General features: G+C 39.7%; 23 protein-coding genes and 1 tRNA gene. 7 read left to right on the forward strand and 17 right to left on the reverse strand.

Annotated elements, in window-relative coordinates; genetic code table 11:
- Positions 1 to 650 precede the first annotated feature (650 nt).
- The 6 genes from rpmG to RU86_RS08715 form a co-directional block, all read right to left on the reverse strand.
- Positions 651 to 800, reverse strand: coding sequence for a 50S ribosomal protein L33 (gene rpmG / locus RU86_RS08690; RefSeq protein ID WP_047914876.1), 150 nt, complete (start codon positions 798 to 800; stop codon positions 651 to 653).
- An 18-nt stretch (positions 801 to 818) separates the two neighbouring features.
- Positions 819 to 986, reverse strand: coding sequence for a 50S ribosomal protein L32 (gene rpmF / locus RU86_RS08695; protein WP_047914875.1), 168 nt, complete (start codon positions 984 to 986; stop codon positions 819 to 821).
- A gap of 145 nt (positions 987 to 1131) precedes the next feature.
- A complete protein-coding gene (locus RU86_RS08700; RefSeq protein ID WP_096814961.1) occupies positions 1132 to 3801 on the reverse strand; it encodes a valine--tRNA ligase in 2670 nt (889 codons plus the stop codon).
- A 328-nt stretch (positions 3802 to 4129) separates the two neighbouring features.
- Positions 4130 to 4753, reverse strand: a complete 624-nt coding sequence (locus RU86_RS08705; RefSeq protein ID WP_096814962.1) for a FusB/FusC family EF-G-binding protein — start codon at positions 4751 to 4753, stop codon at positions 4130 to 4132.
- Positions 4750 to 5049 carry a YbaB/EbfC family nucleoid-associated protein gene (locus RU86_RS08710; RefSeq protein WP_096814963.1) on the reverse strand — a complete coding sequence of 100 codons (300 nt, stop codon included), beginning with the start codon at positions 5047 to 5049 and terminating at the stop codon, positions 4750 to 4752. The genes RU86_RS08705 and RU86_RS08710 overlap by 4 nt, the downstream gene beginning before the upstream one ends.
- A gap of 310 nt (positions 5050 to 5359) precedes the next feature.
- Positions 5360 to 9082 carry a bacterial Ig-like domain-containing protein gene (locus tag RU86_RS08715; protein ID WP_096814964.1) on the reverse strand — a complete coding sequence of 1241 codons (3723 nt, stop codon included), beginning with the start codon at positions 9080 to 9082 and terminating at the stop codon, positions 5360 to 5362.
- 369 nt (positions 9083 to 9451) lie between these two features.
- On the opposite strand from RU86_RS08715, the gene RU86_RS08720 reads away from it, so the two are divergent.
- Both RU86_RS08720 and mmuM read left to right on the forward strand, forming a co-directional pair.
- Positions 9452 to 10840: an amino acid permease gene (locus RU86_RS08720; protein WP_096814965.1), complete on the forward strand. Its 1389-nt coding sequence runs from the start codon at positions 9452 to 9454 to the stop codon at positions 10838 to 10840.
- Positions 10815 to 11726, forward strand: a complete 912-nt coding sequence (mmuM, locus tag RU86_RS08725; protein WP_096814966.1) for a homocysteine S-methyltransferase — start codon at positions 10815 to 10817, stop codon at positions 11724 to 11726. The genes RU86_RS08720 and mmuM overlap by 26 nt, the downstream gene beginning before the upstream one ends.
- A gap of 45 nt (positions 11727 to 11771) precedes the next feature.
- Here mmuM and RU86_RS08730 read toward each other — a convergent pair whose 3' ends face one another.
- Positions 11772 to 12596: a LysR family transcriptional regulator gene (locus RU86_RS08730; protein WP_096814967.1), complete on the reverse strand. Its 825-nt coding sequence runs from the start codon at positions 12594 to 12596 to the stop codon at positions 11772 to 11774.
- Between the two features lie 103 nt (positions 12597 to 12699).
- Here RU86_RS08730 and RU86_RS08735 point away from each other — a divergent pair, with 103 nt between their 5' ends.
- Entirely contained in the window at positions 12700 to 13707 is a 1008-nt protein-coding gene (locus RU86_RS08735) for a YeiH family protein (RefSeq protein ID WP_096814968.1), read from the forward strand.
- A gap of 71 nt (positions 13708 to 13778) precedes the next feature.
- On the opposite strand, the gene RU86_RS08740 is transcribed toward RU86_RS08735, so the two are convergent.
- The 6 genes from RU86_RS08740 to RU86_RS08765 form a co-directional block, all read right to left on the reverse strand.
- Positions 13779 to 14294 carry a dihydrofolate reductase family protein gene (locus RU86_RS08740; protein ID WP_096814969.1) on the reverse strand — a complete coding sequence of 172 codons (516 nt, stop codon included), beginning with the start codon at positions 14292 to 14294 and terminating at the stop codon, positions 13779 to 13781.
- Positions 14295 to 14429: 135 nt separating this feature from the next.
- Positions 14430 to 14515, reverse strand: a tRNA-Leu gene (locus tag RU86_RS08745).
- A gap of 68 nt (positions 14516 to 14583) precedes the next feature.
- Entirely contained in the window at positions 14584 to 14838 is a 255-nt protein-coding gene (locus RU86_RS08750) for a DUF1912 family protein (RefSeq protein ID WP_096814970.1), read from the reverse strand.
- Positions 14839 to 14918: 80 nt separating this feature from the next.
- Positions 14919 to 15431: a GNAT family N-acetyltransferase gene (locus tag RU86_RS08755; RefSeq protein WP_096814971.1), complete on the reverse strand. Its 513-nt coding sequence runs from the start codon at positions 15429 to 15431 to the stop codon at positions 14919 to 14921.
- A complete protein-coding gene (rlmD, locus tag RU86_RS08760; protein ID WP_096814972.1) occupies positions 15428 to 16765 on the reverse strand; it encodes a 23S rRNA (uracil(1939)-C(5))-methyltransferase RlmD in 1338 nt (445 codons plus the stop codon). Before rlmD ends, RU86_RS08755 begins: the two co-directional genes overlap by 4 nt.
- Before the next feature lie 72 nt (positions 16766 to 16837).
- The gene (locus RU86_RS08765) at positions 16838 to 18730 is read right to left on the reverse strand and encodes a heavy metal translocating P-type ATPase (RefSeq protein WP_096814973.1); all 1893 of its coding nucleotides are present in this window, start codon (positions 18728 to 18730) and stop codon (positions 16838 to 16840) included.
- Between the two features lie 77 nt (positions 18731 to 18807).
- On the opposite strand from RU86_RS08765, the gene RU86_RS08770 reads away from it, so the two are divergent.
- The gene (locus RU86_RS08770) at positions 18808 to 19584 is read left to right on the forward strand and encodes a MerR family DNA-binding transcriptional regulator (protein WP_096814974.1); all 777 of its coding nucleotides are present in this window, start codon (positions 18808 to 18810) and stop codon (positions 19582 to 19584) included.
- 74 nt (positions 19585 to 19658) lie between these two features.
- Positions 19659 to 20453: a recombination regulator RecX gene (gene recX, locus RU86_RS08775; protein ID WP_096814975.1), complete on the forward strand. Its 795-nt coding sequence runs from the start codon at positions 19659 to 19661 to the stop codon at positions 20451 to 20453.
- Here the strand turns inward: recX and RU86_RS08780 are convergent.
- The gene (locus RU86_RS08780) at positions 20450 to 21157 is read right to left on the reverse strand and encodes a pseudouridine synthase (RefSeq protein WP_096814976.1); all 708 of its coding nucleotides are present in this window, start codon (positions 21155 to 21157) and stop codon (positions 20450 to 20452) included. The genes recX and RU86_RS08780 overlap by 4 nt on opposite strands.
- An 87-nt stretch (positions 21158 to 21244) precedes the next feature.
- Between RU86_RS08780 and RU86_RS08785 the strand changes: the two genes are divergently transcribed.
- Positions 21245 to 21556: a DUF960 domain-containing protein gene (locus RU86_RS08785; RefSeq protein ID WP_047914857.1), complete on the forward strand. Its 312-nt coding sequence runs from the start codon at positions 21245 to 21247 to the stop codon at positions 21554 to 21556.
- Positions 21557 to 21671: 115 nt separating this feature from the next.
- On the opposite strand, the gene rpsR is transcribed toward RU86_RS08785, so the two are convergent.
- The 3 genes from rpsR to rpsF are packed head-to-tail and all read right to left on the reverse strand — an operon-like array spanning position 21672 to position 22816.
- Complete coding sequence (gene rpsR, locus RU86_RS08790) at positions 21672 to 21917, reverse strand: 30S ribosomal protein S18 (protein WP_047914856.1); 246 nt, start codon at positions 21915 to 21917, stop codon at positions 21672 to 21674.
- A 56-nt stretch (positions 21918 to 21973) separates the two neighbouring features.
- Positions 21974 to 22480 carry a single-stranded DNA-binding protein gene (locus tag RU86_RS08795; protein ID WP_079504929.1) on the reverse strand — a complete coding sequence of 169 codons (507 nt, stop codon included), beginning with the start codon at positions 22478 to 22480 and terminating at the stop codon, positions 21974 to 21976.
- 36 nt (positions 22481 to 22516) lie between these two features.
- Positions 22517 to 22816, reverse strand: a complete 300-nt coding sequence (gene rpsF, locus RU86_RS08800) for a 30S ribosomal protein S6 (RefSeq protein WP_079504927.1) — start codon at positions 22814 to 22816, stop codon at positions 22517 to 22519.
- A gap of 273 nt (positions 22817 to 23089) precedes the next feature.
- On the opposite strand from rpsF, the gene RU86_RS08805 reads away from it, so the two are divergent.
- Positions 23090 to 23722 (forward strand): rhomboid family intramembrane serine protease, encoded by a 633-nt coding sequence (locus RU86_RS08805; protein WP_096814977.1) that lies wholly within the window; start codon positions 23090 to 23092, stop codon positions 23720 to 23722.
- Positions 23723 to 23769 lie beyond the last annotated feature (47 nt).

Raw genomic sequence — 23769 nt, forward strand, 5'->3', positions numbered from 1 at the left:
TTTTCATACGTTTTTAGAGGTGCCCTTAAGATTAATATATTAATTTGTTTAGTCAAATTTGTAAATGAAAGATATTGATCTATGAAATTAAAATCGTAATAATCAAGTAAACTAATGAACACTGACTTTATAAAAGATGTATTGATATTAATTTCAAAAAAGTAGCAGAGTAATTTAAAGTCTAATTGATACATTTGTCGATTAGACCTGTACTACAATTTGGTATAACTTATACGGTTGCAATCTCATTATTTGATAATCACTTAGTATTTGAAGACCCGTCCTCTATTTTTCAGTGTTAATTCTGTAGAAACACCTTACAAATCAATTCAAAGAACGAAGAGGAAAGCGTTGTGAATGACCATTAATATTTCCTTCACTATTTCAATTATAGTATTCTATATAATACATTTAAAACAATTCTGCTCTTTTATTTTTCTATCTTGAAATAACTAGAATAGACAAAAAAACAACGCACTTAAGTGTAAGGCGCTGTTCTTATTCGAAACGTTAAACATTTTTTTATTTCTAGAAAAGGTAGTCAAAAAGGTAGTCATTGGGTTGATTTATACTGCAATATAGTGAAATTCAAAATTTCAAGAATCGCTCTAAATCAAGCTTTTACACGTCTACTGACGTGTACTGAACCCTTACTTGACTTCTTTAAAAGTTACGTGTTTACGTAATTTTGGAGAGTATTTTCTAAGTTCAAGACGGTCAGGTGTGTTACGTTTGCTTTTTTGAGTCAGGTACAAACGTTCGCCAGATTCTTTGTGTTCAAGAGTAATATTTACGCGCATCTTAGTTTGTCCTTTCTATTATTTTGTAACTTTTTTGCCTTTGTAATATCCTTTAAGGGATACACGGTGGCCGCGGCTGTAATCGCCAGTCGTTTCATCAAATATAACTGTTGGTGCTGTCATTTTATAATGCGTACGACGCTTGTTTTTCTTAGATTTCGAGGTGTGACGTGCTGGAACTGCCATTTTCTTAAATCTCCTTTTATTTTTTAAATTTGTTGCCTTGATTTCTCAATACTTATCTATTCTAACAAAGTTCACTTGAGAAATCAAGCATTTTTGTCAAGTATTTTTACTTGACAAGAACTTGACCGATATCTGAGCTGATCTTTTAAGATAAGGTTTCCAGCTCAGTAATTCTAGCTTGGGTTGTTTCATATTTTGCTTGATAGTCTGCTTGCTTGGCTTTTTCTTTATCGACCACTTCAACTTTGGCATTAGCCACAAATTTCTCATTAGATAGCTTACGTGTTACCATATCCAACTCTTTTTGCCACTTAGCTAGTTCTTTTGTAAGACGGGCAATCTCATCTGAGATATTAATCAAGCCAGCGAGTGGTAAATAGATTTCAACATCTGAGAGAATGGCTGTCATCGCTTGAGATGGTACGTCAATATCAGTTGCAATAGCTAGTGTTTCAGGATTTGTAAAGCGCGTTAGGTAGGCGTCATTTGCCTTTAAAAAGGCTTCGATTTCAGGATTCTCAGTCTTGATCAAGATTGGAATTGCTTTACTTGGTGCAGTATTTACCTCTGCACGACTATTACGGACAGATTTGATGATATCTTTGAGTGTCTCAACACCACTGACTGCAGCATCATCTGTAAACTCAGGGCGCACTACTGGATAGGCAGCAGTTACCAAGCTACCTGTAATCAGACCAAGATTTTCAGAAATTTCTTCTGTTACAAATGGCATGATTGGGTGCAGTAAACGCAGAATTTGATCTAGGACATAGACTAGTACACTACGTGTGACATCTTTTTCTGCTTCATCTTGGCCATAAAGGACTTCTTTGGTTAATTCAACATACCAGTTGGCAAACTCTTCCCAGATAAAATTATAGAGGGCACGACCTGCTTCACCGAACTCAAATTTTTCAAAGTTTTTCGTCACATTTTCGATCGTCTCATTTAGCTTAGTTAAGATCCAGCGGTCAGTGACGTTACCTGCTGTTTTAGCTGCTACTTTATCAACATTAGCTAAGATATCAGTTGCAGTAACCGTCTCCTTATTCATGATGATATAGCGTGAGATATTCCAGATTTTATTGATGAAATTCCAAGCCGCATCCATCTTCTCATAAGAGAAACGGACATCTTGACCTGGTGCAGAACCGTTTGATAGGAACCAACGTAAGGCATCCGCACCATATTTTTCGATGACATCCATCGGGTCAATCCCGTTACCGAGAGACTTAGACATCTTACGGCCCTCTTCATCTCGAATCAAGCCATGAATCAAGACATTTTTAAAAGGTCTCTCTTCTGTAAATTCCAAACTTTGGAAGATCATACGGCTGACCCAGAAAAAGATGATGTCATAACCTGTCACCAAGGTTGACGTTGGGAAATAGCGCTTAAAGTCAGCAGCATCTTCATCTGGCCACCCCATGGTTGAAAACGGCCATAAGGCTGAGGAGAACCACGTATCTAAGACATCATTATCCTGTGTCCAGCCATCACCTTCTGGTGCCGTCTCACCGACATACATTTGACCATCTACGTTATACCAAGCAGGGATTTGATGTCCCCACCATAGTTGACGTGAGATAACCCAGTCGTGGACGTTTTCCATCCATTGTGTAAAGGTATCATTAAACCTTGGTGGGAAGAATTCAACAGCATTTTCTGTTTGTTGGTTAGCGATAGCATTTTTTGCCAGCTCATCCATTTTAACAAACCATTGGGTAGACAAGCGAGGTTCTACTACAGCGCCTGAACGCTCAGAATGACCAACGCTATGCGTCATTTTCTCGATTTTAACAAGCTGTCCCATGCTATCCAGCTGAGAGATGATTGCTTTACGGGCTTCAAAACGATCCATGTCAGCAAAGTCAGCTGCTAACTCATTCATCGTGCCGTCATCATTCATGACATTAATCATCGGTAAAGCATGACCTTGTGCATTCAGACGTTCTACGACATCAAAGTCGTTTGGATCATGAGCAGGTGTGATTTTTACGACACCTGTTCCTTTGGTCATATCCGCATGATCATCAGTTAAGACAGGGATCTCACGATTAACAAAAGGAACCATCACTGTTTTACCGATAATATCAGCATAGCGTTCATCTTTAGCATTGACAATCACGGCCACATCACCTAGGAGTGTTTCCGGACGTGTCGTCGCAATCTCGACCATGCCTGACCCATCTGTGAGCGGATACGTAATATGGTAAAAGGCACCTTCGACATCTTTATGGATCACTTCGATATCACTGAGGGCCGTACGTGCAGCTGGATCCCAGTTAATGATAAACTCACCACGGTAGATAAAGCCTTTTTCATATAGCTTAACGAATACTTTTTTGACAGCTTTTGATAAACCATCATCTAGGGTAAAGCGTTCACGTGAATAGTCGAGTGACAAGCCCATCTTGTTCCACTGAGACTTGATCGTCCCCGCGTACTCGTCTTTCCACTCCCAAACCTTGTCTAGGAATTTTTCACGGCCTAAATCATAACGAGTAATCCCGTCCTCACGTAAGCGTTCTTCAACCTTGGCTTGCGTTGCAATCCCTGCGTGGTCCATACCAGGCAACCATAGTGTATCGTAGCCTTGCATCCGCTTGGCACGAATGATGATATCTTGTAAAGTCGTGTCCCAAGCGTGACCAAGATGGAGCTTACCTGTCACATTTGGTGGTGGAATGACGATACTATAGGGCTCCGCAGTTAAATCGCCTGATGGCTTAAACACGCCTGCAGCAAGCCATTTGTCATAGCGTCCTGCTTCTACTTCTGTTGGATCGAATTTTGTTGACAGTTCTTTTGTCATGCTTTTCTCCTCTATCTTACTTATCTTATTTTCTGACTCATCTACTTGCTTTTCAGTTAATCGGAAATCCGTTTGAAATCAAACAAAAAGCCCCCTATTATAATGAATAGGACGCTTTCACGTGGTACCACCTAAATTCCCAAACGGTGTTTGAGCACTCGATTTTTTTATTCAGTTGATCAAAAAGTAACTATTGTAAAGGTATCGACGTCATTTTCAGCAATCTGACGTTCTCTGCTACGATACCGACTTTACAAACCTCTTCTTGTTTGACCTTCATTTTAGCAAAATATGCACGCGCCGTCAACTTCCTTGACGACTGCCAAGCTTATTTGGGCAAGACTGTCGATACAAAGTTTGCAAGGCCTCGCTCATGTTGCATCTGATGGTTACAGGCATCACTATCTAAACAGATATAATTGCCATTTTTAGTATAGGTGCCATCCACGTTTGACTTGGTCAAGGCCATGAACTGCACTACCTGTGACGTCTGTGAGCAGATGGCACAGGTATTCTTTTTCGTGTCTGCACCGATGGTACCGTAAATCCCCATCGTCTGACCAGCATGGTTGACCAGCATATACTTGCGATGACTGGCTAAATCGTTCCAAGCAAAATAAGTGTAATCCCTTAACTCAAGGTGTTTAACCTCAGGTACTTTTAGTTTCTTGACTTTCTTAAACAGTTTTTGGATCACTGCCTTAGTCGGAAACTCAAATGGGACGACCTCAGCCTTAACTGATGCCAATAATTTTTCTGCACCCTCTTTTGTCAAAGTTGGTGACTTGATATCACGGATAAACGGCGCAAGCGTCTCTGATAATTGATACATCTCATCCGAAATTTGTGCGTAGAGTGCCTCTTGTGTCTCGACTGAATTCACTGAATGATAGGCATTAATTAACTCAAAGGTGAGATGCCGAATCCGGTTAAAGTCAGATGGTGTGATCAAAATGGTAAGCCTTTGGTAAATTTGCCAAGTTTTTGTTCAGTCGTTTTATCGATGTCAACCAAGGCACTGTTGACAGCTTGGGCGATCATGTCTGACAAAGTTTCTGGATCTTCTGGATCGATCAAGTCTGTCGCGATATCGATATTTACAAGCTTACGATCGCCTGTAAACGCAACTTTGACCAAGTCTTGTGCAGATGTCCCATAAAAAGTCGTTGCTTCAATATCAGCTTGTGCAACCTTCATATTCTTTTGTAAATCCTGGGCTTGTTTCATCATTTTTTGCATGTTCATCATAGTTATGTACCATTTCCTTTATTCTATAGGCTTCATAGCCATTTTTACTTTTTCTACTGACCACAACTAACCATTTTTTTAAATCATCAAAAGTGTTAGCCACTTCTTTTTGCTCTGCAGGGGATAAGAAGACAGCCTCTATCATCCTTTGTGCTATGGTTTTGGACATCTTCTATTTTAACATCTTTATACCTTTCTGTCAGCCGATACTTGTTTAGCAACTTAGTTTAAATGATTCGATTTATCAAAAAGCCAGTACTTCAGTACTGGCCAAAAGTATTTGACAAATCGCTACTACGAGCTAAATAGATCACTCTCGCTTTTTACTGATAAACCAGGTGATATATGTCATGGCCAACAAACCAATCATAACGATTAAACGACTGTCCTTGTCACCTGTTTGCGGTAGTTTTTTCACTTTAGATTCTGTAGCAGTGGACATCGACGACTTTCCTTTGTCACCTTGATCAGCCTGTTTATCTGTTTCTAAGACTTTTGAAATCACTTTAATTGTTGCCACAGCACTCACATTACCATTCTGATAAGTGACGTCGTAACTGCCAACCTGATTACTGTCTACCGTGCCCGTGACTGTTAGGTCTGATAGGATGAGTGGCGAACCCGTTTTATCTGTGGCTGATACAAAATTGTCCTCAGCTTGCCAAGTGTCTCCTGCATAAATCGTTGTATCTTTTGTCATAATCGTTGTTTTATCTGATACAACAGTCACAATAGCTACTGCATGAACATTCCCATTTTGATAATCGACCTCGTATCTGCCTGGTCGACTACTGTCTACTGTACCAGTAACACTTAAATCTGATAGAGCAAGTGGCACGCCAGTTCTATCAGTGGCTGATACGAAGTTATCCTCAGCTTGCCAACTCTCACCAACATATAAGCTGGAGTTTTTAACACCTACAGAACTCAAATCATTTTCTTGAATTAACCCAATAGAAAATTGATTGTCATTTCTCGTTAATTGAATTTCTGTCCCTGATAGATAGGCATCTGGAATGATATAACCAGCTGGTGCCTGCGTTACAAATAGTGTATACTTTCCAGTTTGTATATCGTTTAATGTATAGTTACCATTTTTATCTGTTTCGATTGTTTGCATTAGATCAGTTAATTGATTAACTAATACTAAGGTAACACCCGGAATTTTAGTCGTTGGCTGTTCACGATTATAAACCTCAAACAGTGCCTGTGCTTTATAAATAATCCCCTCAGAGTCACCTGCAGAAAATTGTAAGTTGGTAACTGAAGATGTCGCTGTTCGTTCTTTTTCCGATAAGCTTTCAATACTACTAGAAGAAACTGTCATCATTGCAGAAATCTGTCCAGCATTCTGTGAGATGACACTATAGCTAATATCAATATTTTCTGTCAATGTATAATCACTAAAAATAATATTGACACCTTCAGAAGTCTTCTGGACTTTGTAACTATTTCTAGGAACTCGACTAATTTCAATTGAATTGATATCTATTTCTCCGCCCGTATTCCCTAAAGATTTCATCTCAAAAATGGGATTAACAACTTTTTTCGTTGTCTGATTAATATTTTGAGTAGACCCCTTGACGGTCGTCAAATTTTTGGTTCCTACAACTGCACTTTGTGCTATGGTAACAATATCCGTAACAGTATTCGTCACCTGTATTGTAGAAACACTTTCCTCATTATTGTTTTGAGGTTCCTTCGCATAGCCAGAAATACTAGTTGTTTGATTAGCCTGCCATCCATTCGCATAGCTGTAAGCTATCATGTAACGCTTATTAGTCGTTCCAAAGTTGAAGAGATACTGATTAGTTGCAGTATCGAAGCTAATCTCTGGATACCCAACATCAGTTTTCTTCATCAGATTACTAGTATAACCTCCTCGATCCCAATATTGTGGATAAATTGCATCAACCTGATCATTTGATACATCATAGATATCAAAGACAACATCTGTATTTTTAGGAATTATAGTCCTAACAGATAGGTTTTCTATCGTATCTTGACGTGCATTTACCAAGAACTGATTTTTGCTTCCTTGTAAGGTTTTTTCAGAATACAATTTCCTGCCTGTAGATACATAGCTTTCAATACTATCCATACCATCTGCCTTAATTGTTATCGGAATTTTATCAACAGGAATCACTTTAGTTGTAGGTAATCCGTCTGGTACATAATTGAAGCCAATAGCAAATTGTACAGAACGGACAATCGGTGAAGTAAATTTTACCAGGGTACCTCCAGCAACTTTGCTGATTGTGTAATCTACATTAAGTTTGTAATAGTAATTAACATCTCTGACTTCTCTTAAACTTAAGTAATCTGGGTGTTTAACAAAAATTTCTAGGTGATTCATTGGCAAAGCGTTGCTGGCTTCAATATTAAGGACAGTATCACTGCTATAAGCACCATTTTGATAATAATTGCCCCATGCAGTTTCAGCATTACTTGGGTTAATGATCGAAATCGGCTCAACATAATCATCGCCAACAATTTTAAATGCTTTACCAGGAATCAAAGGAGAAGATACGTTAATGATGATATCTTTTTTATTAAAGGGCACTGTAAGAAAGGTTGACCCAAGCCGAAGATTGCTATCTATTTTAGCAGTAATAATTGTTTCATTATCTTTTGTCTGAACATCAAAGTAATCTGATACTTGGACAGACTGATATAATGCATCATTAGCTAAGAGTTTATCTAACGTAATGGGTTGTCCATTCTGGCTAGTAATTACGACCTTCTCTCCAGCTTTCATTTCAGTCGGCATACTATGAATATATAAAGCATACTTTCCTTTGCTACCAAATAAACTCCCACCAAGGATTGCATCGTTAGTTCTTGAGTAAATTTCTTTTTCATCTCTACTCGTTTTAGCACTTAAAGAGATGCCAGATCTTTTTCCTGCAACATTTTTTAATGAAATAGATCCCAATCCAGTTGTTGGATATCCCTTACTATAGTAATATGCATAATCACTGATCGCTGATAAACTAATTGTAAACTTATAAGAAACGGCGTATGCTTTTTGCCTATTTAGCCGTGCTATTTGAACCGAGGTGTCCTGTACTGTATTGCTTAAAATCGTGTAATCCGTACCTTCTGTTAATTCAGTCTGACTATCCGGGTTCACGTTCCCTTTAATATCTACATCAAAGCAAGAAACAGCTAGTGCTCTCATATCTTGTTTCTTATAGACAGCATCCGGTGAGCTTGCAAGCGTTAACGAAAGTGTAGTCTCCCCTGAAAGGTTTCGATCTAAGTTATAGTAAACCACGCCATCTAAACCAATAATACTTTTGTTTTCAACATACTTAAGTGTATCAACTGTTTCATATAAATCAAATGAATAAGTTGTTTGTGCTAAATCACCTATCATAATTTTGACTTGTGGTTCTTTTTCCGTATATAAAAAACTCTTTAACTCAATCGAAAATGATACATCTGTAACTGCTTGTGAAAAGGTAACTGTTAACTGCTTCGTGCTACCAAGTACTTGCCAACTCGCATCGATTCCTGCTATCATACCAGAACTATCTGAAAAGCCAAGATTATCTGGTAATGTCATTACAAACGTTGAACCCGCTGGATAAGCCTTATTTGCAACTTCAAAGTCCAGCTTCAACTTTACTGGTGTATTATTTAATAGACGTGTTTCAGTAGTCATACTATACGCCACGTCATCCATAGAGGTAAGTGTCGCTTTTTTTAACAACTGATCTGTAATATTAGTCTCTTGCGTTATGCCACTGTCCGTTTTTACAGGTTCGGTAGCCGTTTCTTTGTCTGTCTCATCTGTTATTGATGCTTTTGACTGATTCACGGGCGATTTTTCGGCTGGTATCTCATCTGGTAAATCACTACTTTGCTTAACCCCCGATTCCGCATGCACGTCATTCTTTACAGCAGTCGTCATTTCCCCCTGATGACTATCCCTTGTTTCAGCAACAGCCAATAGTGGTCCTATTACTTGTGATAGACTCAACACCCCGATCAATATCAATCCATATAATCTTTGACTTACTTTTTTCACACTGTTTCTCTCTTTCAATTTCCGTCTGCATCAATCAATAATTTCATTTTCCTTTTAAAAACACGATAAATAATAAGGATATAACTACATCTTTATTAATAACCCTCGCTTTTTATTATAATATATTTACATTTAAATGTCTATACCAATTTCATTTTTTCAGACACTCATTAGATTGGAGTGATTTTAAAACTAGAAAATTGTCTTAAAATGAGAAAATAACTTGCAGAATATGCCTCAATAAGCTATAAATACGAACTTTATTTTCTTATCCAGAACTGGACATAGTTTTTTTCTAAGACAAAATTAGGTCATTCGGTGTTATACTAAATAAATATTGTGTTATGCAGGTATCAAAAAGGAGGAACTATGGCAGACAATGACAATCAATTTATGCGAAAAATGAGCAGTAAACACTTGGTAACGCTTTCCTTAGGAGGCGTTATCGGCACAGGTATCTTTTTAAGCTCAGGCTATCTGATACAAGAAGCTGGCGCTATCGGGACGATCATCGCCTATGTGGTAGGCGGCTTTCTTGCGACACTGGTGATGATGTGTTTGGGGGAATTATCAGTTTATCACCCAAATACTGCCTCGCTCCATCTCTATGCCTCAAAGTATATTCATCCTAGCCTAGGCTTCACCGTCGCTTGGCTATACTGGCTAACCTGGACTGTGGCGCTCGGCTCACAGTTTATCACCATGGGGGTTTGTCTCCAAAAGTGGTTCCCACAGACACCAATTTGGGTGTGGTGCGCCGTCTTCTCAGTGCTAATCTTATTGCTCAATATGCTAGATATTAAAATTTTTTCAGTGAGTGAATTTTGGATGTCTCTGACTAAAATCGTGGCACTCGGTATTTTTATTATTTTAGGGGCTATGGCCATCACAGGATTGCTACCTAGTCATGCAAGCAGTGCACCCTTATTTACCAACTTGGTTTCAAATGGGGTCTTCCCACACGGAGTTGGTGCTGTCTTTATCGTCCTACTTTCAGCAAACTTTGCCTTTAGTGGTACCGAGTTGATTGGTGTTGCTGCTGGTGAAACGAACCACCCTGAAAAAAATATCCCTAAAGCCATCAAAAGTACGCTATTTTTATTAATCACACTATTTATTGGGACGATCGTTGTCATCGGTGCTTTAATTCCAGGCTCATCAAAGATCTTAACAGAGAGTCCATTTGTTTCTATTTTACAAAATATCGGTATTCCCTATGCCAGTGATATCATGAATTTCATCATTTTCATTGCCATCCTTTCTGGTGCTAACTCTGGTTTGTATGCAGCCAGTCGGATGCTCTGGTCACTTTCAGAAGATGGTACCTTACCTAAAGTCTTTTCTAAATTATCGAAAAACGGCTTACCAATCTATGGCTTGCTCTTAACCTTAGCTGGTGGTCTGCTCTCTTTATTTTCTAGCATCTACGCTGAAAGCACCGTCTACTTAGCGCTCGTCTCTATCTCAGGTTTTGCTGTTGTCGCAGTTTGGTTGTCTATCGGTATCAGTCAACTAAGATTTAGGAAAGTCTTTCTAGCGTCTCATCCCTTGTCTGACTTAACCTATCGCACACCAGGTTACCCAGTCGTTCCTTGGCTAGTGATCATTTTATGCGTGGTTTCCATGATCGGTATCTATTTCGACCCCAACCAGCGAATCGCCCTCTACTTCGGTATCCCCTTTACCCTAGTTTCAATCATCGTCTATCAAATATTTTATAGCAGGAGAACACATGACATTTCAACACTGGCTGACTGAGCAAGAGGTGGTTATCATCGATGGCTCAATGGCAAGATTACTTGAAGAACAAGCGCTTGAGATTAACCATAAATTATGGACAGCACTGGCATTAATCGAGGCCCCAGAAGCCATCTTTAACGTCCACAAACGCTATTTTGATGCAGGTGCTAATATCGCCATCACCGCAAGCTATCAAGCAACTGTGAAAAGTTTTTCTGACCTGGGCTACTCTGAAGCAGATGCCATCTCATTCATCAAAAGTAGTGTGACCCTAGCCAAAGAGGCTAGAGCAGCATCAAAAAGCCCACAAACCAAATGGATTGCGGGATCAGTCGGACCATATGGTGCCTATCTATCAGATAGCTCTGAATATACCGGTAATTATCAGATAGCTGATACTGAGCTATACACCTTTCATGCAGGTAGAATCAAGGCCTTAATCGAGGCAGGTGCTGATATCTTAGCGATTGAGACGATACCAAGATTAGACGAACTACAGGTCATCTTATCGATCATCGCTACTTTTGATTTTCCAGTCATGGTCAGTATTTCCTTGAAAGATACAGGACATATGCCAAGCGGGGACAGTCTTGATGCTTTCCAAACCCTTGTCGAACAGGATAAACATGTCATCGCCTATGGCATCAACTGCGTCGCACCACAGTCGGTTGCAGCTACCATCGAACACCTAGCAGCCCATGCAACAAAACCCTTGCTAGCCTACCCAAATTCAGGGGCAATTTTTGATCCCATCAGTAAAACTTGGTCAGAAGACTTGAGCACAAAAGAGATATTTTCTGTGGATGCAAAAATCTGGCACCAAAAAGGGGCGACATTAATCGGTGGCTGTTGCTGTTCTTCTGACAGTGACATTGCCTTATTAACGCAGTCACTCAAGGGATAATAGCGTCATCCACCATCCTTATACGACTAACTTGGTCAACATGACCTAATTTGACCTAGCATCCCTTGCTTGCTGCCTAATCCATGTCACAAGTTTAGACAACTCATCTCTTGATTCCTGATCTCGTGTGATGAGATAAAAATGGCGTTGATATTTCTCCGATAACGGCTTATAATCAAGGCCTTGGGCAGCTCTTTCTGAAATAATCGAACAGCCGTATCCTTTTTTCAACAAGGCGACGATAATTTCGTTATTATGAATCGATACCTGTTCTTGCTTGATGTCATGTTCTTCTATATAGCGTTGGGTATAATAATAGACACCTGATGTCTCTTCTCTGACCAGCCAGGGGCCGATTTCAGGGTTGCCAACGATGACGAGTTGATCTTTGACCAGTGGGAAACGGTGCATATGTTTCATCGACAAGGGTTTTTCAATAAAGCCAAAATCAATCTCATGCCGGTTGAGTGCTTCAACGACGGCTAAGGAGTTCATCAGTTTTATCGTAATAGATAGTTTAGGGAAGACACGCTTAAGTTGGATGATCAAATCTGGCAACACATAAATAGAATAAGTATGGGAAGCGCCAATGACACAATGTGTCATCTGGTTTTTTTCATGCTGTAAATCCAACTTCAGCTCCCGCCACTCATCTAATAGATTGACAGACTTTTGATAAAGCAAGTCCCCTTGTGGCGTCGTCTCAATTTCCTGACGACCATTTCTGATAAATAAGGCAACCCCTAAATCAGCTTCAAGCTGCTTGATCTGGGCAGAGACCGTTGGTTGGGCAATAAAGAGCAACTCAGCTGCTTTAGAAAAATGCTTGGTTTCATAAACGACTTTAAAAGTTTCCAGATACTTAAACATGGCGACACTCCCATCAGTTTTTTTGATTAAACCTATTATATCAATTGATTATAGTAATGGCTAATTTTTATTATAATAGAGTTAAAGGAAAAGAGGCAGACTTATGATTAATCAACTCATTCAAAAAAACAAGGCAATTTTGCCAGGACTTGGCTTATCCATCATTGTTGCCATTATCGGAAAATTATGTGCACTTGCTTTACCCAGCTTAGGTGGTGCGACACTTGCTATTTTACTGGGGATTGTTTTGGGTAATACACTTTTCAAGCAAGCCTATTTAGCAGATGGGACTAAGTTTTCCGAAAGTAAGTTACTGGAGTGTTCAGTCGTCTTACTAGGCTTTACTGTCACCTTTCAAACCATCAGTCGACTAGGGTTAAATGGGTTAGGTTTTATCATCGTTATGATGACAGTCGTCATTATTTCAGCCATGTTTATCGGCAAAAAACTCGGATTTTCAGAAAATGTCGGTATTTTGATGGCCAGCGGCAATGCTGTTTGTGGCTCATCTGCTATCGGGGCTGTCGCACCGACTATCGGCGCTGATGATGACGAAAAAGGTCAAGTCATCACACTGGTAAACTTATTAGGGACAGTCATGATGCTCACGTTACCAATAATAAGTACCATCTTATTTGGTCATAGTTTATTAGCTCATAGCGCCCTATTAGGTGGCACACTCCAATCTGTCGGACAGGTCGTAGCCGGTGCTAGCTTGCTTAATCAGGAAACAGTCCGATATGCCATGCTCTTCAAAATAACTCGGATTTTATTTTTAGTCGTGGTCGTCTTTATCTTTCAGAAACGTCATAAAAAGCGGACAGACAGCACGGTCAGTAAAAAACGGTCATTTCCTATCCCTTGGTACGTCTTGGCTTTCTTACTCATTTGTATCCTGAACAGCTCTGTCAGCTTACCTAAACCTTTCAGCGATAGCGCACACTTCATCAGTACGTGGTTTGAAACAATCGCACTTGCTGCGATTGGCTTACGACTTGATTTGAAGAAATTCATCAAAGAAGGCCCAAGATTTCTGATTTACGGACTCTCAGTCGGTACAGTCCAAACATTAGCTGCTATTCTATTGATTATCATGTTTAAAATCAACTAACTAAAAAAGTTAAGTCTTATCCTGATAGCGATTACGCACGGAAGACTTAACTTTTTTATTATTTAATTTATTCAGACTGACTTATGATAGCTCAATGCAGCAAACGGCCCATATTTAGTCACGTCCTCTAGTTCAAATCTTTGTAAGCTGTCGCTCTTTGTGAAAAGTGGAATGCCATCTCCCAGTAAGACTGGGGCAACTTGAATCTTCAGCACGTCTACTAAATCCTTCTCTAAAAGTGGGGCCAAAAGTGTATTCCCACCAACAATCCAGATATTTTTAGCAGTATCTTGCTGCTTAATAAAGTCGACTACTGATCCCGAGACAAAGTTAAACCCTGCTATATGCAAATTTGGCTCATGTGTGAACACATAGTTTGTCGTTGTCGGGTAAATTTCATCTAGATTATCTAAATCCTTAATGGCATTAAACGTTTTCTTGCCCATGATGACAATGTCCATTTGGTTATAAAAAACGTCATAGTCAGTGACTTCGACTGATCCTGTCTGATACAGCCAATCTAACTGATGATTTTTGTCTGCCAAATAACCGTCCAATGATATACAGCCATAAAAAAATACACACATATTTGGTCTCCTTTGACTAGCTAAAAAACGTTGCTACCCTCATGATAACATGTATGACTCAGAAAATGGCAACCCTTAACTAAAAAATGACTAGTTATCCATAAAAAAAAGCTGAGCATCATCGCTCAACTAATATGCGGAGAAAGGGACTTGAACCCTCACGACCAAAGTAGGTCACAGGATCCTTAATCCTGCGCGTCTGCCAATTCCGCCATCTCCGCGAAACAGTACTTTATAAGTATATCAAAGTACTAGTGTCTCGTCAAGCGGTTTACGACTTTTTGATCGGTTAATACTTGATTTGATCAAATAGGCCATCTGGTAAATCGTGGAATGATTTACCAGCCTTGAAGTTATCAAATTTCCCTAGCAGAAAACCATAGGCGTCTAAGCGGCTCTCATAGCGAATGACCGCTTCTCTAGCACGGTCATCCCCATCCTCATCGACAACTTTTTGACTTGCTGTCATCGCTAACTCATTAATGGCAACTTGACTAGTCACCCACGCTTCAAACTCTGTTATAAATTTTTGTTCATTTGTCATCACTTACGCTCCTTAAGGCGATTTTTATTTATTCAGCAAGGTTAATCAATCCCTTAACTGCATGTCTTATGTCTTATGTCTTATCTGTTATCAGATACCTTGGTTATTAACTTTTGATAGGCAACACGTTCCCCTTCATACATGACGGTACCACAGACTTCAAACCCTAGTTTGGTCAAAATATGTTGCATAATCTGATTATCTGGATGTGTATCAACGCGAAAATCGGTATAGGTATCAAATGTTTCAAAAACATCAGTAAACAGCTTTTGTCCGAATGACTGACCTCGAACCTGGCTTGAAATAGCTAGCCGATGTACCGTCACATAATCTCGGTTATGAGTTAACCAGGAACCCTTGAGCTGGTCATAGGCTGGTTCAAAACCTGTGATAACTGCTGCATAGCCTACAAGAATACCATCATGTTTTAAAACATACCCCACGCCTTTTTCGATATCAGATAGGACATCACTGGATGACGGATAGGCACTCGTTTGCCATTGGTCAAGGCCTTGTGCTTTTAAGAACGCACGCGCACTTTCAATCACCTCGATGATCTCCGATAACTCTGCTTGCTTGGCTTTTTCTATCATTTGCGCACCAACTTAACAACTGCTTCTGTTCTAGCTGTATGCGGGAACATATCCACTGACTGGATGTACTTAATGTCATAGACAGATGCCAGCTTAACCAAGTCACGCGCCAAAGTTGACACATTACAAGAGACATAGACCATTTTTTCAGGTCTAGTCGCAACGATCGTATCCAATAACTTATCGTCTAATCCAGTCCGTGGTGGATCGACAATCAGTGCTGTTGCTTCAAAGCCATCAGCTACCCATTTAGGGATAACTGTCTCAGCTGTCCCCACCTCATAGATCCCATCAGGCACATTAATTCTTGCATCGTCTATCGATTCTGCAATCACATCCATGCCACGAATACTGCGTACCTTGCCTAAGAAAGCACGACCAATCGTGCCTGTACCAGAATAGGCATCAATCAAATCATCATCCGGCCCTGCATCCATGGCTCTGACCGCTTCACGATAAAGGACATTTGTCTGTTCTGGATTAAGCTGATAAAAGGCACGCGGACTCAGCTCAAAACTATAGTCAAGTACCCCTTCTAAAATCGCACGCTCTCCCCATAAAATCTCCGTTTCACCACCATAAATCTCTGATGTTTTCTTGGCGTTTATATTTAGGGCGATCGTTCTAATCTCTGGAAATTTCTCAGTTAAACTCGTAATCGTGCGTGTCAGCTCAACAGGTGCAGAGGAAATGAAAATGATTTGAACCTGACCGGTCTTATGCGCTCGTCGCACCATGACTGTCCGGACACCATCAAATTGGCGCTCATTATAAATCGGAATCCGATGAAAGGTCAAGAGTTCAGTTATCTCATTAATGATTGCTTGTGTCGTCTCATCCTGTACGAAACAATTTTTAATTTCAACAAGTCGATGAGAGCTTTCAGCAAAAAGACCAGCTCTGACTTTCTCACCTAGAAAGCGTGTCTGGAATTGCATTTTTGCCCGATAATGTTGCGGATTTTTCATTCCTATGGTCTTGCGAACCTCATAGGTTTCATAGCCTGCTGGCTTAAACTTCTGCAAGGCCTGCCTTAACAAATCTTGCTTGAACAATAACTGTTGCGGATAAGCCAAATGCATAATTTGACAGCCGCCACATTGCTTATAAATATCACATACAGGGACAACACGATGTGGGGACTTTTTATTTAATTTAAGGACTTTTGCTGTCGCATAATTTGGCTCACTTTTGATAATTTCGGCGTAAACCTCTTCACCTTTAAGTGCGCCAGCGACAAAAACTGTCATCCCTTTAAAGTTCCCGACACCTTCGCCATTGATACCGATTTTTTTTATTTTAAGTGGAATTTTTTGCTTAATTTTGAGAGTCATATACTCATTTTACCATTTTTTGCTCATTTTGACTCACTATCCTTAAGCAATGATTTTATCTTATCCCTTATTTTAAACGGGCTTGGTTGGTACTAAAAGTCTGAGTGAATTGAGTAGCACAATGACTGTACTTCCCTCATGTGCCATCACACCAGCCACAACCGATAGATTGCCAATCAAGCTCATAGTCACAAGAAAGAAAACGACAACTAAGGAGAAGACAATATTTTGGAAGACGATCTGTTTCAACCGTTTAGATACCTGATGCGCTTTGACGATATTGGTTAACTTATTCTTCATCAAGACAACATCAGCTGTTTCAATCGCGACATCCGTCCCATCTCCCATGGCAATACCGATATCGGCAGTTGCCAATGCTGGTGCATCATTAACCCCATCTCCTACCATGGCAATCATGCCAAATTTAGCTTTATTCGCTGTGATATTTGCTGCTTTTTGGTCAGGTAGCACGTTTGTCAGGATTGTATCAACCCCAATTGCTTGACCAATCGCTTGACCAGTTAATTGCGCATCTCCTGTAATCATGATGGACTGGATATCCTCTTTTTTGAGGTAGTTAATCACTGATACGGCCTGCTCTTGTGGTACATCTTGTATGGCAATTAAACCAACAACTTGCTGGTCCACAGCGATATAGACAACTGTCTTACCCTGACTTTCATGACTTTCTCTCTGTATCGTCCACTTGGCAGCAACCTGATCAAATACACTCGGTTTAGCAATTTGAATCAGCTTGTTATCATACCTAGTCGATAGGCCTTCTCCCACACGATTTGTTACTGCTAGCGCGATGGGCTGATCAATCTGGTCAAACTCAGCAACGATAGCCGTAGCAAGTGGGTGGTTACTCTGTTTTTCCATAGCAACAACAACTGGTAAAATAGCGGTAAATTCAGGATCAAGGTCATAGGCAACAACTTTAGGTTTCCCTTGTGTCAACGTGCCTGTCTTATCAAAAGCGATGGCTTTCAAATTAACAAAGTTTGCTAAAAATGAGCCACCTTTAAACAAGATACCTTGCCGTGCTAGATTAGAAATGCCTGCAAGCGTTGCTGGAATAGCTGAAACCGCGATAGCACATGGTGAGGCTGAGACTAAAAAGACTAAGCTTCTTGAAAATGTATCAGACCATGACCAGCCAAATAGAATGGGGAAGCTAACAAGTAATAGGATAAAGATTGCTAAGACAGCTGTCACATAAACTGGCTCATATTTTTGAATGCCAGCGGCTGTCGGCGACAAATTATTTTGTGATTGGGCGACCATTTTTAAAATTTTTGAAAAGACAGTATCCTCACTGTTTTTAGTCACTGTCATCGTGAAGGTACTGTTGCCATTCATCGTTGCGCCAAAAACAGGATCGCCTACCGTTTTTTCTCGCGGTATGCTTTCGCCATTAATCGTTGACTCATCTATGCTGACTGCACCCTCAGTAATCGTCCCATCCGTCGGTACTTGTGCACCATTTTGGACTTGTACACGATCGCCAACCTGTAATTGGTCGACGGAGACGACTTCAACAGTCCCATCAGGTTTGAGTCTGCGTGCCTCAGTCGGATTCAACTCTAATAGCTTGGTAATTTCTCTCTTGCTTTTACCTGCCACATATTCTTCTAGAAAATGCGCACCAGCAAAGATAAAAATCAATAAAGCTGCTTCTTTAGATTCGCCTAGTATAATGGCACCTAGTGCTGCAAGCGTCATCAGGATATGCGTATTCGGGGTAAATTTTCTGTTAGCTTTGGTATTTTCGATCGTATCGACGATCCCCTCAATCATCACATGATAACCTGATAATAAGAGGGCAATGATATCAAGGATTTGCGACACCTGTTGAGAAACAGGTAGGAAGAAAGTTAAACTAAATAAAATGAGCCCTAAAAAGTAGTGACATTGGGTAGTTGCCCAAAATGCTGTTTTTTTATGATGGTGTGTGTGTGCCATGACATACTCCTTTATGATCTGACTGGTTTATGGTATATTAATAGGATAAACTATACCTTAAAGGGAAGGTCAAGCATATGAACAAAAATAATTTATTAACCATCGGTCAACTCAGTAAACTATCAGATACCCACATCAAAGCAATCCGATACTACGAGAAAATCGGTATTTTTCCAGCCAGTTATGTTGATCCTGATAACGGGTATCGTTACTATTCAAATGCACATGTCATTTATTTGCAGTTAATCAAGCTATGTGTCACCTACGATATTTCATTAAAGTCATTTAATAGTTACTGGGATGGTGATGATAAAATTGATCTGAATGCCATCATTGAACAAGCTAAACTGCATATCGACGAAAAGAAACAACAGCTACTCCGAGATGAAAACTTTCTATCTGAGCTGAGTTCTGAACTGGCTTTATCACAAAATTTGCATACTAAGATTGATGCGCTCATCGAAACTAAGCATGAAGATTTCTTACTGATTCCTTTTGAAGGAGATATCTTTTCCTACCACTACTATGCCGAATTTCACAAGGCCTTAGCCATTATCGATAGACATAAAACGACCTACTTTAATAAGGTCGGCTGTTATTATGATATTCAACCCAACCAAACAAAACAGTATCTTGCCTTAAAAATACAGGCACATACGCCTGATACTGGCTGTCTAGAAGTCTTACACGTTAATAATAAAACCGCAATCATCAAACATATCCGGCCAGATGAAGTCGCGCTTGAACTAACTGAACTCGCAAACATCAGCTGTAAATGTTTGATTTTAGAAACCTATGAATCACCTTACCATGTCGTCAATCCCCACTTAGAACTGCGACTACTCTTAAAATAAAGGGCTGTCCAACCTATCTAACGCACAAGGTTAAAAGGACGAGCAAAATCCTGGTTTTTTACGTATAATAAAGTATGCCTAAAATTATCTCACTCGAAAAAAAGAAACGCTTATATAAGGTTGTGTTTGACAACGACCAGACCATCTATGTCACCGAAGATACCATCGTCCGTTTTTTCCTATCCAAAGGGGCTAGCTTTGATCCACCTGAAATCGATAAAATCGTTGCATTTGCTGATTTTTCTAGGGGAAAAAATCTAGGACTTTACTATATTTCATTTAAGCAGCGCACAAAAAAAGAGGTTGTTACCTACCTCCTTGATCATGATATCCCTAACTTTCAGATTGCTAAAATCATCGATGAATTAACCGAATCACGTTTTATAGATGACGACGCCTATGCCGCATCCTTCATCCGGGGAAAAGTGCTAGGCAAGACTTCAGGACCTTACCAAATCAGACAGAAGCTGACTGAAAAGGGCATCGATAAAGCATTGGTGCTAGACAAACTAGACGATCTGTTTGATTTTGATACCCAGGTTGAGGTTGCCACCCATCTAGCTGAAAAACTGGTCATGACTAAGTATAGTCGCCTGCCATTAAAGGCATTAAAAATGAAGATCTCGACCCACTTAACGAGCAAGGGCTTATCCTATGACATCAGTAAGATCGCACTTGATAATCTTGAGTTAGAATCTGACCAAGAAAATGAGGCTGACCTCCTTCAAAAAGAACTGGAAAAAGTCCTGAGAAAATATAGCAGAACCTACGATGGCTATGATCTTAAACAGCGTGTTAGTAACGCCCTCGCCCGTAAAGGATTTGATTTCGACGTGATTAACCGCGAACTCCGAGAGATAGACTTCTAGTTAAAATAGCGCGATAGCGCCTTAATTTCATCATGAGTTAGCGGACGATAGTCGCCAGATGCTAGCTTGTCATCCAACTTGATCGGTCCGATTTGCCTTCTGAGCAGTTTGGTGACTAAAACCCCTATACTTAAAAACATCTTGCGAATCTGACGATTTTTACCTTCACTGATCGTGATACAAGCTGTCTGTTCTGACGTCACGATTAATTTTGCAGGTGCAAGTTTAATAGTACCATCGATGACTAGACCAGAGGCAAATTTAGCCACAGCTGTTTCTGATAAAGGCTCCTTTGTCACAACGTCATAGACCTTCTCAACATGTGCCTCAGGCGCCAATAGCTTGCGGCCCAACTTACCATTATCTGTTATCAAAATTAGACCCTCAGATAAAAAATCTAATCGTCCAATAATGTAAAGCCCCTCACGATTGATATCTGGTGATAGCGCATCAAATACCACTGGTAAACTGGCATCCTGATTAGCAGACAAGGTCCTGATGGCCTTATTTAGCATAAAATAGCGATGGGCCGGAAATTGAACTAGCTTATCATCTAACTTGACCTCATTGAGGTTACTGTCAACTTGGTGGTTGATCAATTTGATAGGTATGCCATCTACTAACACACGGTTTTGTTTGATTATTTTTTTGACTTCTGACTTTTTCGTCGTCGTATAGCTGACTAATACATCATCAATTCGCATTTTTAATTCCTATTTCTTGACCTTTTCTGACTTTTAAAATATAATTTAATTATATAATTATTTTTGAAAAAAAAGCGAGGTAAACCTATGGCTTTTACAAATACACTCTCACGATATGCTAGTTTTGGCACGATCCAAACCATACCAGGTGAGGTTATCGATTGTTTCTGGTATATAATAGATAATAATCTAAAAGGCGTCTTCGTTTTGGAAGCGACGATTAACTTTGAATTATTAAATAATCACGGGGCCCTCTCCGTTCGTTTTTCACAGGATGATGACCCTGAGACTGCTGTCGTCATCGACTTTAACTATAAGTTCGAGTCAAACTGGCCTAGACTTTTTCATGCGGTAGATAACATGGGTCGCGAAACAATTATGACGCCCATGGAACTCTAATACCTTATCTATAATACTTAATGAGACTGACAACACCTGTCAGTCTTTTTTTGGCTTAATCTGACAACTTTTAGCCATCAAAAAACAAATCCCGAAAGATTTGCTTATTTATTTACTATTCAGTTTCGTTTGCTACGAATGGAAGCAAAGCCATGATACGTGCACGTTTGATTGCTGTTACAACTTTACGTTGGTTTTTAGCAGACGTACCAGTCACACGACGTGGTAAAATTTTACCACGTTCAGAGATGAAACGTTTCAAGAGCTCAGTGTCTTTGTAGTCAACATTTTCGATTTTATTTGCAGCGATAAAGTCAACTTTTTTGCGGCGTTTGAAGCCACCACGACGTTGGATTGCCATGTGTTTTCTCCTTATATTATTCTAGATAGATTTAAAATAAACCTACCTACCTGTGATTAAAATGGTAGATCATCATCACTCAAGTTCATCGGTGTCCCACCTGAAAACGGATCGCTATCGCGTCCAAAGTCAGGTGTTGCAGCTGATGCTTGTGGTTGTGATGATTGATTGCCACCGAAGTTTGCAGTGTTTGGTTGTGATGATGGTGTATATCCACCGCCACCTTGACCATTTTCGCGAGCTGAACGGCTTTCTAGCATTTGGAAATTATCAGCCACGACTTCGGTTACGTAAACACGTTGACCTTGTGGGTTCTCATAATTTCTCGTTTGGATACGGCCAGTAACACCCAAGAGTGCACCTTTTTTAGCCCAATTTGCTAGATTTTCCGCAGCTTGACGCCAAATGACGATATTAATGAAATCCGCTTCACGCTCACCATTTGCATTTTTAAAGGTACGATTTACGGCAAGCGTAAATGTCGCCACTGCTTGGTTAGCTGGTGTGTAACGAAGTTCAACGTCTTTGGTCAACCGACCTACTAAAACAACATTATTAATCATGTTTAGTCCTTCCTGATACCTAAAGCGGGCTTAAAATTAAGCTTCAACCTTAGTGATCATGTGACGTAAGATGTCATCGTTAATTTTCGATAGACGGTCAAATTCGCTTGTCGCAGCTGATTCAGAATCAGCTTCAATAGTGACAATACGGTATAAACCTTCGCGGAAATTATTGATTTCGTACGCAAGACGACGTTTTTCCCAATCTTTTGATTCAGAAATAGTTGCACCATTTTCTGTTAAGATTGTGTCAAAACGCTCAACAAGCGCTGTTTTTGCATCTTCGTCAATGTTTGGACGAATAATGTAAAGAATTTCGTACTTAGTAGTAGCCATTGATGTATATCCTCCTTTTGGTCTAATGACTCGAGGAATTCCTCGAGTAAGTGAGGGTTTCTCACAAGTATTAATTATACCATAATAGATGAGATGATACAAGTTTTATTTTTCTAAGTAATTGGTGATAAGCATTGGCTAACTTATCTTGCCAATTCATGTCCTCTTTTGCACATCAAATAACTTGCTTGCTAATCGCTACTACTCTAAAATATTGCTACCATTTTAAACTATTTAATGGTATAATTATCCTAAAAAATTAGAAAGTACTTTATGACTAGTTCTACGATTCGACACTTTATGACCTGTGTACTACTTACCATGATTACCCTGTACCTATTAAATCTACTATCAAATGGGCAAATCAATTCGACATTATCCTTAAATTCAGACAAAATTATTAATGAAAACCAGTATTTTCGATTATTAACCTTTGCCTTTTTGCATGGTAGTTTGCTTCATTTGGTTGGCAATCTACTCGTCATCAATAATATCATCTACCCTTTTCTTGATCGAAAATTATCTCCTAACCTTTTTCTAGCCACTTTTTGTATTAGCACGATAACAACTGGTATCATGCTTTTAGTACACTATACTAAAGCTCCGTTTACTTTCGTCGGTGCTTCAGTAGGCTTCTACGCTTTTTTTGGTCTCATGCTTATTTATTATCTGAGAAGCGGCTGGTCAGCTTTCATCTCCGACTTGTCCCACCAGCCCATCTATAACAATCTTTTAGTTTGGGCAATCTTTGTTTTCTTCCTTGGTAACATCATTACCTCGGTTCAAGAACATTTCACTACTTTTTCTGGGCTCTATGCCCATACTGTAAGCTTTATGGTTGGCCTTATCATAGGCTCACTCACACCAACTCACTTAATGATGAATAAGCCGAATACCGACACATAAGCACCTCTTTTATATAAAAAAACACCTTACCAGTTGGTAAGGTATTT

The organism is Pseudolactococcus piscium (assembly GCF_002441695.1).
Lineage (GTDB): Bacteria > Bacillota > Bacilli > Lactobacillales > Streptococcaceae > Pseudolactococcus > Pseudolactococcus piscium.